We start from the raw sequence: 15,561 nt of genomic DNA, 5'->3' as shown, positions 1-15,561 counted from the left end.
ACCAAACCGGAGAAATATAGATCCTGGTATCCTTTCAGTGAACAATACCTTCTATACAATACCACACAACTTAATCAACGACGTCTCAACTTTGGACAAGAAACAAGTTACAACATTTATTCCGCCCGATAAACCGTAAAAGATTGGATAAAAGCTTTATCCTCTTTTCCCTCTACCAAAAGTCGAATCTTTGTAGTTTCTACAGGTTCAAAGATTTGAATTCGCTTCCTTCCGATACTTTGGCCTTCGGCAATAGTTGTCCATTCTCCATCGGTATAAGCATCCACTTTATATTGCCGGACATGTTGTCCATGTCGAATATCCTCTTCAATAACGAGAAGGTTTACTTGTTGTTTACTGGGAATATTTATTACAAGTTCGCCACCAGACAAATTCTCTACAGAACGGGTACTACCTATCGGAGCTGAAAAAGTCTGCTTTAAGGTTTTTCCGAATTGGGTTAATCGATCTACTTCTGCTTCGGGAATTAAGCCACTGGTGTCAGGCGTCATATTAATAAGCAAGTTGGCACCCCGACCTATGGTTTCGAAATAGACTTTCTTCAAAAAAGGAATACTTCTGAGTGATTTATCGGAATCAGGCGTCCAGAACCAGGATTTTCGGGTGTGCAAGTTGGCTTCAGCCGGAATCCATCCGACATTATTAGGCGCGACCCAATTATCAAGTTCCTTACCTGGCTCAACAGTATTCCACAAAGGATAAGCCGCCCATCCTTGTTCACTCCCTGACCACCGGACATCCGGCTTGGTCCCACCCATTACTACGGCATTGGGTTGTAAATGGGCAACCATCGAACGTATAGCATCTCCATAGGCGGTTCCCAGTGGTTCCAAGGTTTCAGGGTCCATAACATCCCATCCAAATGGGTCATAGGCACCATCCAACCATACGATTGATACTTCTCCATACGCTGTCAACAGTTCTCTGAGTTGTTCGAGGTACACCGGGAAATACTTATCAATGTCACCCACTAGTTTTCTCTCTCCCTGAGGATCAGGGGTGCTGGAACAAGGAAAATGCTTATCCCCTCCCGATAAATATAATCCTACCTTCATATCATATTTTCGACAGGCATCTACAAATTCTGCTACGACATCCCCATCACCATTTTTCCACGGAGAATTTTTTACTGAATAATCCGTCGTCTTTGTGGGCCATAGGCAAAACCCGTTGTGATGTTTGGCTGTCAGGACAATATGTTTTGCTCCAAACGAACGAGCCGTTTTCACCCATTGTTCAGCATTAAGCCGGGAGGGATTAAACAAATCAGCATCCGGAACGGAAAGCATATCTGACTCGATGTAAGTAGCCGGTCCAAAGTGGATGAAAGCTCCCAATTGCCTTTCCTGATAGGCGAGTTGCTGACGGGTAGGCTTCACCCTCATATCCACTGCGGAAATACTCCTATATTTACTTCTATCTTCAGGAGAAGTGAGGACCGGAGTCCAGTCTCCCTGATGCTGGGGAGGTTTGTTGGTCTGTTCATCCGTTTCTTTAAAAAAATGTTCGAACAATTGGCGGGGCGTACCTTCATAGGTGGCCCATTGTAGATCTCCTGCAGTGGTCTGATCACTGCCAGTAAAGTAAATAATAGTCTTCCCATTGTAATAACATAGTTCTACATCAGACGCATTGCTTTCAGAAATCGAAGGATCTATTAATGGAATATCTTTATGTGTAGAATCAAAAGTGATAAACGGGCGGTCTGAAGAAGCATCTTCCCATGTAATCAAATCCCTGGATCGTGTAATCCTCGTTTCATATCCATTTTCTAGGGATTCAAGGTACAGCGTATAATACCAGTCATTTTCATAATACAATGCCGGACCACCCACATATTTCTTCTTTCCATAAATCGCATCCGGAATCTCCTTCCAATTTTCCAGATCGGTAGACTCCATATATCGGAATGTAAACGGTTTCCATGTATCGTCATTGGTCTCATATAGTAACACAAACCGATCTTCCCCTCTACACACGGCGGTGTTGTAAAAAAACTCATCCTCCTTTGCCTTTAGTATGGTTATTGGTTTTGTCCAATTTTTTAAATCGGTGGAACTAGTCATCGAAATCTCACTTATATGACGCCAGGGTTTCCCTTCTCCATAATCCCCTGCAAAAATATATACACGGTTGTTCCAGGTCAAAACCGTCCCAAAGGCATGATTTTTAAGGGGTACAGAAATGACCTGGCCCGACTCCACATCTCTGATCCTGACTTCATCTTCACGAAAAAAATCTCCGGGCTTGGCTCCCTGTACGTCCCAAAATCGCTGGTTATTTTCCAGCAGAAATAATTTGTCATTAAATACAAAAGGGGAAGTTTCTACCAAAGGGGAACCCAATCGTCCTTGTTTTTCCATTGGATTTTGCCAAAGGGGTTGTCCAGGTAAAATGGTGTTGAAGCACAGGAGAAGTAAACAAGTCAATCCTCTTATAGAGAAGTATAAAACTGCGTGAAGTTTGCTATCTATTAGCATTTATATTTTGTTATAAAAAATGTCATTCAATCCAAGGTAGTCACTGATTATCTGAATTTCAAACCAAGTTCTAAGTAGGTCGATATTATTCACTTCATCATCTTCTCGTCAGCACAGGCAACAATCTTTAAATATTTCCCAAATCCCCATAAGCTGGCTTGATGACAATTACAATCCTTCATCAAAGCTACAATAATTTTCATTTCCATAGCTTCCTTCAACCTTATCAATATTTAGCTTATAATATTTTCAGGGTATATAAAAAGCTATTTCAAGCCGAAATGTTATTTATTTCTAGTATTAAGGTAGGTTTAGATTATGCCTGAATATTTAACTTTGAAATACGCTCGAACTACAGTATTTTGCTTTTAAATTTATGTTTCATCTTTTTCACTCAACCAAGAATCAAAAATGTCATAGTTTACTTTCCAGCTAATTCTATTGATGGCTATGTGGATGGGGGACATAATAAATGAGCAAAAAAAGTTATCCATTTATATGGGGCATTCATTAATCAGTGCAACACTATTGAATTTATTTTACACTATTAATATTCCAATGAATATTGTCCAGAACTGCCTTCATTGATTTAATAGTCGGTTGTCCAAAACCATATCGATCAGAATAGTTAGAAACTGCGAACAGTATTGAAACTCCTAACGTAGGGCAGACAAATCGGTGTAAGCGGCTATATTTTCCCCCACAAAGATGAATAAATGGTTTCTTTAGTTCACGATTCAGTGTCATCGTTGTTGCAAAAGCTTCAGCAAGTTCTTCTTCTGTATTGGTATTTGTTACAATTTTGACTACATCCGGGTCTCGTTTTTCTAGTGCAAGCATATGTTCGACAACTTCTTCTGTCGACAGGGAACTTGAAGTATGAGAAGACATAACCACATCTGCACCCTTTTCGTGAATTTTATCAATAAGTCTTTTTTGCTTATCTATTGCCTCTTTGTTATACGTAATTTCCCTCGAAGAAGGGTCATACAAGTCTCCCATGACATCAATCATTGAAGCTCCTGAACCGGCTGCTGTCAACAACAATTCCTGACGGTCATCATCACTTGAATCCTTCCATTTATCGTTGCGATAAAAATAAAACATAAATGGTAAGTTCACAGAATTGATGACTCGTTCTAGCGAATCAGAGTTTCTAAATTCCGGTTTTAAATCGAAAAGGTCTATTGTTATACCTTTAGCTCCTTCAAACTCCGCATTTCTGGCTTCCGCAATTAATTCTTTAACTGTTTGACCTGCAAAAATACCACTTATTATCGGATAAGATTTATTTAAAAAGGAAGGTCTTTTAGCATTATCCTGTATGGAGTTTATCTCTATGTTATGCTGTGAATTAATATTGCCTAGTTTATTTCGTGTCATGGGAGAATCTTCTTCAGTTTGATTGATATTAAATCCATTCATCAATGAAGATCCAGCAATTGCTGCACCCATGCTATTTTTAATAAAATTTCTTCGCTTCATCATAATACTATTTAAAAATTGACTAAAATTTAATTGATAAAATTTCCAAATGAATATTTAATTGAAAATAACAGTCTATAATTTGATACTGGACTTGTATTTGTCACTCTTCCTTTTTGATCCCCGTTGGCATCACCAAATCTGGCAGAAGTATATTCTCCTTCTAATGAAATTCCCAGTGGTCCCGTCGAATAAATTATTCGAGGAGCAACCCTTGTCGCACTTCCAATATCCACTCCACGGCTATAGAAGGGACCATCAATGGGTTCAAACGTCCCTAAATTCATTGTATGACCGCAAAATAACCCAATCTGTATTTTAGCATTCCCGCCAGATTGGATATCCGTCCAAACCGAAGCCGTATTTAAATTTGAAAACGCTCTTTCACCTGTTTCAGAATCCTTGACTCCTTTTACAGCATATCCCCCTATCAAAAGTACATCATAGGCGTTTTGTGCATAAACCCCCTGGAGCCTTACTGATGTATTAAATACTTTAGCATTTAAATACCCTGTCCAGGATATACTGTTTAATGCATTACCTGTTTTAAATATGTCTCCACTTCCATTCTCTGTATACAATTCCGGAACGATCTTTTTATAATTCACTCCAATTCCTGCAGATAGACTTGAAGAATCCTGGCTATATTGAGCTTGTAGATGAATATTGGGCACACCAGAGTTTCTCAAATACTGTGAGCCCGGACCTGCAGGCCCCGTTCCTTTAAAATCTCTTTGTGATAGTAAACTTCCAATTAATTTAAAGCTTCCTAATTCTTGTGAAACCTGAATTTGAGGGTTTCGTGCTACCGGATGAAAGGGTGCACCTGCATTAAATGAAATCATTCTTGGAAAAAATCCCGGAACGGACATTGGATGCCAATACTGGCCAGCCATTAATTCCGTTGTTTTCCAATTCAACTTCACATATGCATTGAATAATCTCAACCCGTTCAGATCACTGAAAAATTGATTCTCATTTCCGTAAAAATCTGCTTCAATTACCGCGCTTGAAATAGCTCCCAATATAACAGGACCTCTAATACCACTCCTTAACCGGGAATGTATTGAAAGCATATTTATACTTGGATTCGCATTAATATCTTTTTGATTAAAATCTAATAAACGATTCGCCGGATACAACACAACCAAACCTTCACGGGCGTTTACCGTTTGACGTGAATCAAAAAAAGCTTCGTATTTTAAAAATCCTGAAAATTCAATTGAAGAAATTGTATCATTCCTATATTTTGAATCTTTGTGATTAATCATTTGAACTTTTTGCTTGCTGGTATCCGTAAATTCAACTGGTGACAAAGAAATTTGCCCAATATTCTTTTGCATGTCGCTTGCAGGAAATGTATAAAAATAACAAACATGCAACCTACCTATTTTCAGAAATGATTCAAAACTCAAAGCAGAATTTGGAGATACAAATAACTGTGTTAATATAAATAAACATACTATTTTATCCACTTTATAAATTTGTAAATTGGAATATAAAATCTATCATTAATCAGGTTTGTAATCAACCACTTTATAAAGTTTTCCATCAGCTTTAGTAAAAACATATAATTCTCCCTTTAACCCTATTCCCAAACGCGGATCAGGTTTGGCAGGACCATTTACCTCCTGAAATGTGGTTTTTTCATTATCAATCCATATCTCTAATTCCTTAATTGAAGCCATTCCACCAATATTCATCTGAGTATTCTCTGTTACGAAAAATCGTCCATTTGTGATGTCTGCAAAAACATACTTGTTTTTAAGTTCAGGAATTGCTGAACCATTGTACACAAACCCACCTGAAATCGCCCTACCCTCGTCATGATCGTATTGCAGAACCGGATATGTAAATTTACTAGGTAGTTCACCATCAGGTAGTGCTGAAACTTTGCTTACATCTCCTTTTGTATCTATCATAAAAGTTCCTTCTCTTACAGGCCATCCATAATCTGCTCCCGATTCCCCTATATTTATTTCCTCTATATTTGATTGACCAATATCACTTATTAACATTTTGCCATTCGGTGTCCAGGAAATTCGATTGGGATTGCGGAAACCCCTACAATAAATTTCCTTCAACACATATGAGCTCGTATCATTTACAAATGGGTTGGAAGGAGGAATACCGTACTCTCCATTCTTACTATTTCTTCCCAAAGGATCAATCCTTAAAACAGAGCTCGAAGCGTAATTAGGGCTATTACATAGGTAATCATACCCCTTTTCACCTGCACCTCCATCACCTACACAGATGTATAAAAGACCGTAATCTTCATCACTTTGTAAAGCATAGGGATTAAAGGAAATTTCCTGAACACCGTGAAAAGGTGTTAATAAGTCAATCCTAAGCACCTCCCTGCCTTTAACCTTAAATGGAAGTTCCAAAGGATCTTCTACTTTCCATTCTGTCAAAATCCACTGGAGACCTACTTCTATAGTGTCCTCAAAACCCAGGTCTCCAGGAGTATTCTTGTATTTTTCAGCATGAGTGGTGTATAATAATCTGTTTTCATCAAAATCAGGATGAAAGGCAAAACTCCCAAAGCCCGTTCCTAATCCCGGAGATGAAACAAAGTCCGAACGCAGTTTTTTAATATCCATTGCAACGGTCCATTGTTTATCACGGATCTCGTACAGGATTCCCTGTAAGTCAATGACAAACATCCTTTCTTGCATTCCATCCAAAGTCCGCATATTATTGATTCTTGCCATAGGAGCTTTTGTTCCGCTGGCCGGGGCAATTGAATGTGTTGTTAAGTACAATTTTCCTCCCGTGTAAGGGATCCGTGCCGGAACAGGGTCCTTCAGATAAAAATCATTTGTTTCTTGTGTTCCTTCCTCATTACTTTGGTTTTGGTGCATGTATGCCAGAAGTGCATCCACCTCTTTTGAGGTTAGGTTGGTAAACGGTGGCATTACCTGCTTAAATTGCTCATACAATTTCATTGACCTGGCATCTTTTTTAGATATCATTTCGGGAGCATTCCGAATAAAACTTTTAAGCCACTTTTTTGGCAATCGATTGGTAGTATTCTGTAACCCAGGACCAATACTATTATGGGAGAAATTATGACACGAGGAACAATTGTCCTCGAAAAGTTTCTCCCCTTTTATTAGAACTTCAGGATCAGATAAATATACCGTTTCCTTTGTTTTCTCTTGAGACTTAAACTCAATCCAAAAAAATATAATCAACAGGGCAACAACTGCTACCCCTATTGTAGTTGTGTATAATTTAAACCGACTAACCATTACTAAATCAATATTTTAAATACATGATATATAGCAACAAAGCTTCTATATCTGCATCTGATAAAATTCCTTGAAAAGAAGGCATTTCCGCCTCATATCCTTTCACAATTTTCTTTTCCGGTTCAAGAATTGACTCTTTGAGATAATCATCATCAGCAATCACAAAAGAACCATCAGCCATGGCTCTTTCTGAACCGTAAATACCTTTGAACGGGGGGCCATACATCCCATCTGTTTTTGTCCCGGAAGAATGACAACTTTCACATCCCTTTTCTCTAAACAAATCCCTACCCCTTTCCCGGGTAATGGGTGGGTCAGACTTTATTAATGATGTAATCCTTTCAGTATCGATTTGCAATTTGTCCAAGTTCACATTCTTAAAGTCCTGAGACTGCAAATCCAGATCTTCTACGTGGTTTACACTAAACCAAACACCGTCATTCAATTCCTGACCATCTTTCGCTTTAAGATGGTACAATAACTCCATTTGATCCACTACTTTCATATCTGGAATCAGAAGCAATACTTTTTTCTGATCAGTAGATATATATGAAGACAGGACGGGTAATATCTCTTCCCCCGGGGTGTCGTCCAGTTTAAAATGGCCCGACCCGTACTTCTCCGACCGCTGATAATTCCAGCGCTTTACCTTATAGCTCTTTGGGTCAATAGCCACATTAGAATCTAATTTAGTGTCAAAAGAAAGGATCACCCCTTGTTCTCCAACTCGAAATTTGTTGGGTATATAATTTTTCATTCTGGTATACCTCAGCCTTTGGATTGCACTTATCCCCTCGGAGCTACTTCCGAAAAGATTAAATCCAGCCATATACAATTGGCCGTCACCAGGTCCCATCTCCCCTTTTATCACCGGTGTTGAATATTCAGAATGTATAGGGACTACAGCTCCTTGAATTCCATTCTCTGTACTGTGCAATAAGACCTTGAATAGACCCGGTCGTCCAAATGAAAAATGTACGAGGCTATTATTCAACGGTCCCATTTGTCCGCTGGTAATCCATATTTGACTACCAGCAGAACGATCAATTCGGTGAGGAATCCAGGTAATAGGGCGCTTGACAACGGGATGATCTCCTCGATGGCTCGTTGCCGGAACTCCATAAAATCCCCCTTCCCCCACAGAATAAATTGGTGTCGAAGGCACGTAATTACCTTGTTGATCAGTAGCGGTCAAAATACCAGAGTCCGGATGAAATCCCATATAAGGCGCTCGAAAGCCGGTACTGAATACATCTACTTTTTTACCATCCAGGGATACTTTCATAATCACCCCGGAATGATTGGATCCTGCTCTGAATCCTGGTGTCATTACTTTTGTGATTCCAGGCCTGGCGGTTAAGCCGCCACCTTTCGAAATAAAAATACCGTACTTTTCAGACATCACCATATCCGATGCCCACTCATAGGATTCGGCGGATTGCTGCATCAAATCACAAAAATTCTCATAAAAATCCGCCTCATTATCCCCATTTATGTCATGCAGTCGAACAATACCCTCTTTCCCAAAAGTATAAATTTGACCTCTAAAATACTCAATACTCATCGGCTCGTACAATCCAGAAGCAAATCGCTTCCAGGACATCTTTTCCAGATCTCCTTTGATTCCATCCACTAACCAAATATCTCCCTCAAAGGTAGAAACGGCTGCCTTTTCCTTGCTTAAAAAAGTCAAATCCGTAACACGTACGTTTCTGTTCCAGGGATTGGGCAAGGGTAGAGTAACAAGATCTGTTACAAAAGTCGATGTATCAGATGCCATCATCCCTTTTGTAAGTACCCTTTCCGGCCAATTAGGCTCTCCTCCTTTACCGAAATTCGGCATTTCAATCTTAAAATCTGAAATAGCAGAATGAAAGGATTCAATATCTTCAGGCCAGCCTTTCCATAAAAAAATCGCTATCTTCCTTTTTTGATCCCCCGGTGGTATCACTACACTTATATATTTTCCATCACTTATCCGTACTTTTGGTCCCGATTCTAAGCTGCTTCCTCCAATCCCCACTGCAATTAGGGAATCTTGAGCTTTTCCCACATAGATATACCCTGTTCCGTCCTCAATATAGCTATTAGTTCCATTCCGTATCTCAGCCGCATTAATAAATAAAGTATCTGAGAATGCATCCACTTCTATTGTTCGAGTATATATTGTTTCTCCATTTTTTTTCACAGATCCGGGCAATTCCAATACATTGGCATTGGCAATTGAATAAGATAACACCACCCGGTCTCCATATGGATAACATCCATTCCAACGACCATAATCAGATGGTAAAGGACCCCAGGCAAAGCCTTCCCGAAATTGATTTTCAGAACGGATGTCCTCCAATACCAATTGCCCGGCAGACCATCCGGGATAAACACCTGTAGCAATATCCGCTTTACCTGCTACCAAAGGAACGGTATTTTCCTTATTAAAGTAGTCACTATACGACACTTGGGGTAACATACTTTCCGTTAACAAATCCCCCGTCCATGCTACCGACCATCGCAATAAATCCCTGTCAAAACAAGCATACGAACTATCTCCAAGATTTACAACCAGCCCACGCGAAACTACATTGTTATCCGGAAAATTTCTACCCAACTCTCGTGCATCCAAATAAGTACTGAAAAAAGGGAAATCATTCTCTACATAAGAGTTCAAAGACAGAGAATCAAAATTGTTCTCTTCAATTAGTTTTGTCTCATTAAGGTTATCAGAAATATTGCATGAAAATATTAGTATTAGAAAACTCCCAAAACAAACAAAAGATAATTTTGACATAGTATAAAATGAATTAAACATTGTCCATTTTTATCAGGTATTGAAATAATCTATATATAATAGCATCTTTCTTTGAATTATAGTTTCTCATTAAAAATTACCTGAATTAATTATTTCAAATATTAGATCTTTATAAAAATAAATCAATACCCCTATCACCCAATTTATAGTTTAAGAATTCCTTATTACCATCCAGGATTTTGTTTTATTTGGCCTTGTGATAAAGTTATTTCATTTGTTGGTATTGGATATAAATAATAATGCTCCAAAAAGGGAGTTGGGGGCTGCTCTTCATATGCTGCGTAACCTTCGCTCGCCCCATTTAATATTGGAACTTTATTATTCTCCTCCGCTGCAACAATATATTTCCCTAACTTTCTTTCAGTTGCATAATCCATTTTTTTCCATCTTCTTAAATCATTAAATCGAAAACCATCTCCCATTAATTCGACAGCTCTTTCTCGTCTAATTTCCCATAAAACAGGATCTACTAATGGGTCACGGGTTGGGTCATCAGGTATATTTAAAATATCTAAACTAGCAACACCGCCACGAGCTCTCAATTTATTTATAGTAGCATCACAAATATCTTGATTGAAATCTCCTAATTCCATTTTAGCTTCTGCATAATTAAGCAAAACTTCACCCATTCTGAAGACGGGAGAATCATTTATGCACGGACGTAAACCTTCATTCAATCTTGTAAAAAGTTTACTATATTGGTACCCCGTAAGAGTAATACTCCATGTTTGACCATAATTATTATCAGAAAAATGGGGAACCTTTTGCACAACTGGCCCACTCCATGCGCGCATAGGCAAACCCTTCGATCCATCCGTTGACAAGGTATCCATTATGTCAATAAATTCCCTATCTGAAGGAGTATCAGTATAATCCCAATTTGTAGTAACACCTGGACCTATAATTTTATAGGGGGGAGGTGTGGTATAATATAGCCGCAGATCTCGGTTTCTAAATTCATTATTATATGGATACTCCCCTTCAAACATAGGACTCGTCCATCTAGTCTGCCCATCTTTCATCAAATACATATCTATCGCTTTACGAGTTAAATCACAGTATCCATTTGAGCTACCAGGATACCATCCAAAAGTATGCCCCAAAACAGATTCTTCATATTGTGTATATAGAATTATTCCATCTGCTCCTGCCAAAGATTCACTACAATACACTTTTGAATAATCTGCCATAATATTAGGATATGCTTCAATTAATTTTTCTGATGAGGATATAGCAGCACTTAAATAAGTTTCTGAACCTGAAAGTCCATGGTACTTTCTCCATGTTCCTTCTCTTATTCCAAATCTTGAAATTAATGCCCTAACGACATGTACATTAATGGTATTTTCACCATCTACATTGATATTACCATCAGGATTGATATTATTTTCCGCATATTCTAGTAATTCAAGGATATTAGCAGCAACGATATCTCTTGAAGTTCTGGGTCCATATAATATAGTATCATCATCATCCTTCAAAGTGTTTTCAACCCAAGTAATATCACCATACTTATTCACTAAGTCCATATAGTAATAAGCCTTAAAAAAATAAGCGACACTTCGCCAATGATTTTTTTCTGACTCTGAAATACCTGATTGATCTATATTATCAATCATAATATTACATCGTCTAATTCCTTCGAAAGGTTGAGAATAATTAGCGACGTCAGTTGCAGGAATCTCTACTGTTTGCCAAATCCAAGGAGAATATGCATTTCTCCGACTTCTAGCCATTAAATCCGTAGAAAATTCCTCCTGAATAAAGGATGGATTACCCCCAGTACCATAGCCTAAAAAATCATTATAAAAATTCCATGCATAGGCCTTAATTGTATTATAATTCGAAAAAGTAGATTCTATCGATAATTCATCTTTGGGAGTCCTTTCCAAAAAATCTTCGCAACTATAGTTTAGTATGAAAACAACTATAGCAATAAATATTCTAAATAATTTCATGATTTTCACCTATTTAAAAAGTTAATTTTATTCCACAACTGATTTTAGAGATAACCGGATAAGATAATCCACTTCCGATATCAACTAGCTCTGTATCAATCCCTTTTGGCAGATAATCAAGTCTTAGAATATCTTCAAAGGATAAAAATATTCCTAATCGATCAATTGTTAATTTCTGTATTATTTGCTCAGGCAACGTATAATTTAACTCGATATTTTTCACTCGTAAATAAGCTCCATTTAACAAATATTTGGTTTGAACTAATCGGCTATTTGCGGTGTTCCCTCCTGCACTTTCATACAGTCTTGGATAATATGCATCTAGATTCTCGGGAGTCCAAAAATCCAATTCATATTTATTAAACGAATCATAAATATTAACATAAGGCCAATATGACTGATCAGATTTCCAAACATCCCGTTTAGCAATGCCTTGAATTAAAAAAGAGATATTAAAATTTTTAACAGATAAGTTTCCAGTTATACCAAATTGATATCGTCTGTTACTATTGCCAATGATTTTTCTATCTCCTGGATTAGAAAGTGTATTTGTTCCTGGACTTATTTGTCCATCACCATTTAAATCAACATAGCGAATGTCTCCCGGATTTGTAATGGCAGTTGTCAAATAAACTGGGATTCCGTCCTTTAATTTACCATTCAACAATTTCTCATCCAGAGTTCCTTGAATGAAATCTTCAAATTTATAAAATCCCTGAGTTTCATATCCCCAAATTTCACCAAATTCATATCCCTCATAGTATTGGCTTAATATTCCTCCTTCGTTATCAAATTTTGTCACAAATGCCCTATCATCCCACAATTTAATACCTAAGGAGTAACTAAGTCCTGGATTAATAACCTTATTCCAACTAAGACTTAATTCCCATCCTTTTGAAACTAAATCTGCCACATTCTTTTGTGGTGCTGCAGCGCCAATAGTAGCAGGTAATTCTTCACCAGGACCAAGCATATTAAGGGTTAATCGGTGAAAATAATCGAAAGTTGCATTTATACTTCCGTTTAATACACTTATATCAATACCAATATTTTTAGATCTTATCGTTTCCCAAGTTAATGTAGAACTCACTAGAGCAGGTACAGAAATCGATAAGTTTCTAAGATTAGTTGTTGCGTCAACCCAATTTGAACTATTGGTTTCCATACTAGGAATATACGTGTAGTTTGCCACATCTTGATTCCCAATTTCACCCCATGATGTCCTAATTTTCATAAAATCTATGACATTTCTTATATTTTTCATAAATGGTTCTTCAGAAACAACCCAACCAGCTGAAAATGAAGGAAACAAACCAAATCTATTCCCTATTGGAAACTTTGAAGAACCGTCATAGCGCACATTAGCTTCTAAAAGATATTTATTTAAAAAAATATAGTTTAATCGTCCAAAATATCCTGATATTGCATTTTCATCAAAGGTTTCACTATTGGACATAATTCCTGTAGAGGTAGCTAAGGATGGTACATTAACACTTAATAAATCTAATCTCATAGCATTAAAACCTGAGGTCTTAATTAATTCATGATTTGTTCCAACTAATAGTTTAAAAGAATGGCTCCCAAAGTCTTTTCCAAAATTTGTATATAAATTAAAAGCGTGATGATTTTTATCTCCAAAATTTCTGTAATAGCTACTGTTATTATTAATCGGCGTTACGAAAAAGGAACTAATATCCCAATAATTATTACCAGTACCAACATCTATTCTATTATTGTTTGATTTAATAAATGTATATTCTGCTGTAACATTAATATTTTCTGAAACTTTATAATTCAATCTTTCTAAGATCCTTAAATTATCACTATATTCTTTTCTGGGAGGTTCACGATCTAAAATATTTCTAGGTGTTAATGTAGGTAAAGTAGATCCATCTTCAAGAGTATGTGAACCAACATTAATTGCCCGCTTTTCATTAGCAATTGAGTATATAACCCTCCCAACTGAACCGGGAACAGTAGTATAATCATTTTTATAATTTATGTTTAACTCCGAAGAAAGTCTCCTTGTTAAATCAGTGTTCAAATTGCCGCTAATTGTGTATTTTTTATAGGTATCTTTATCGAACTCAAAAATTCCATCCTCATTGGAATATCCAAATGAAACCCTATAATCAGAGTTTTCTGATCCACCTGAAAAAGAAAAATTGTGTATTTGTTCAAAGCTATTTGTAAAACTTAAGTCGTACATATCACTTTCTGCCAAATGATAATACACATCATCGACATAGGTTGCTCCATTTGGGTAATTTGAAGGATTCGATTGATAATCTTTTAACAAACTATTCCATGTATTTAAATCTTGCCCTGACCTATCACTTAGATTCCCTGCTGCTAATAAAGCAATATTTTGTTCTAACGCTGTCGCCTTTTCTGGCAATTCAAAAGGCCAACTAATTGCCAAGTTACTGGAGTAGTTAAATTTTATTTTTTGATTCCTTACCCCCTTTTTTGTTTTTATAAGAATTACTCCAAAAGCAGCTCGTCCTCCATAAATTGAAGATGAAGAGGCATCTTTTAAAACAGAAACACTTTCAATATCAACAGGATTTATAGATTGAATATTTTCCACAGGAACATTATCCACAAGTATTAATGGACTACCCCCATTAATAGACATCATTCCTCGAATAGAAATTGAAGTGGCCCCAAAGTCTCCTGGCCTTCCTGTGCTTTTAGTAATTTGTACTCCTGAAAGTGCGCCTTGTAATGCTGAGGTAATATTAGTTACTGGCCGATTATTTAAAAGTTTCTCCATATTAACATTGTCAACTGACCCTGTTAAATTTTCTTTCTTTACCGTCCCATATCCCACCACTACCACCTCATCCAAGGTCTGGGAATCTTCCAGTAATGTAATTGTTATTTCGTGCTTTCCATTCAATGGAACCTCTTGCGTTTGATACCCAATATACGAGACAACTAAAACCGCTTGATCCCCTACATCTTCTAACGTAAAATTTCCATCAAAATCAGTGGCCGTTCCTTTATCTGTACCTTTTACCAGCACATTTACCCCAATCAAAGGCTCTCCGTTTTGGTCGGTTACCATACCAGATACATTGATGACCAGACGTTTATTGTACACCTCCAGCGCACTAGGAGTATTTAGTCGGTCCACTTTTACATTTTTCCGTGCTGCATTTTTCCGCGCAGATACGATGCCTTCCATATGGCGGATCATTTGCTCCAATGATTCAATCCCGGCATCGTCATTCTTATAAATAATAACAAAACGATCTTCGAAGATCTTGAATCCAAAATTCACCTCCTTCAATACCCGGTCAAGCACTGAACGAATGCTTTCCCCTTCCTTCTTCTCATACTCTACCTTTACATCCTTGATCATATCAGAGTCATACGTAAAGTAGACATTGTGCTCCTCACTGATTTCATCCAATACCTCGATTAGGTATTTTTCCTTTGCTTGTAATTTTTCGGCCGGATCAGGAGAAGAAATACCCTGATAGGCGATTAAAAGGAAAATAACTAGTATTTTCCATCGAGTAAGTAATCCTATTTCCATACTTTTGTAC

Annotated in this window: 7 protein-coding genes; all 7 read right to left on the bottom strand. The window is 37.3% G+C overall.

Going from position 1 to position 15,561, the window contains the following annotated elements:
• Positions 1-116: 116 nt before the first annotated feature.
• The 7 genes from LVD47_RS03265 to LVD47_RS03235 all read right to left on the bottom strand — a co-directional run bounded on the left by LVD47_RS03265 (position 117) and on the right by LVD47_RS03235 (position 15,374).
• Positions 117-2,384, bottom strand: a complete 2,268-nt coding sequence (locus LVD47_RS03265) for an alpha-L-fucosidase (protein WP_236974109.1) — start codon at positions 2,382-2,384, stop codon at positions 117-119.
• Positions 2,385-3,035: 651 nt separating this feature from the next.
• Complete coding sequence (locus tag LVD47_RS03260; protein ID WP_236974108.1) at positions 3,036-3,989, bottom strand: type I 3-dehydroquinate dehydratase; 954 nt, start codon at positions 3,987-3,989, stop codon at positions 3,036-3,038.
• Between the two features lie 26 nt (positions 3,990-4,015).
• Positions 4,016-5,257: a hypothetical protein gene (locus LVD47_RS03255; RefSeq protein WP_236974107.1), complete on the bottom strand. Its 1,242-nt coding sequence runs from the start codon at positions 5,255-5,257 to the stop codon at positions 4,016-4,018.
• A gap of 240 nt (positions 5,258-5,497) precedes the next feature.
• A complete protein-coding gene (locus tag LVD47_RS03250) occupies positions 5,498-7,243 on the bottom strand; it encodes a PQQ-dependent sugar dehydrogenase (RefSeq protein ID WP_236974106.1) in 1,746 nt (581 codons plus the stop codon).
• 7 nt (positions 7,244-7,250) lie between these two features.
• The gene (locus LVD47_RS03245; protein ID WP_236974105.1) at positions 7,251-10,028 is read right to left on the bottom strand and encodes a DUF6797 domain-containing protein; all 2,778 of its coding nucleotides are present in this window, start codon (positions 10,026-10,028) and stop codon (positions 7,251-7,253) included.
• 185 nt (positions 10,029-10,213) lie between these two features.
• Positions 10,214-12,007 (bottom strand): RagB/SusD family nutrient uptake outer membrane protein, encoded by a 1,794-nt coding sequence (locus LVD47_RS03240; protein WP_236974104.1) that lies wholly within the window; start codon positions 12,005-12,007, stop codon positions 10,214-10,216.
• A gap of 13 nt (positions 12,008-12,020) precedes the next feature.
• Complete coding sequence (locus tag LVD47_RS03235) at positions 12,021-15,374, bottom strand: SusC/RagA family TonB-linked outer membrane protein (protein WP_236974103.1); 3,354 nt, start codon at positions 15,372-15,374, stop codon at positions 12,021-12,023.
• Positions 15,375-15,561: the final 187 nt, after the last annotated feature.

The sequence above is a fragment of the Membranihabitans maritimus genome (assembly GCF_021729145.1).
In the GTDB taxonomy this organism is placed as follows: domain Bacteria; phylum Bacteroidota; class Bacteroidia; order Chitinophagales; family Saprospiraceae; genus Membranihabitans; species Membranihabitans maritimus.
This window is presented reverse-complemented; position numbering and strand designations above follow the sequence as displayed.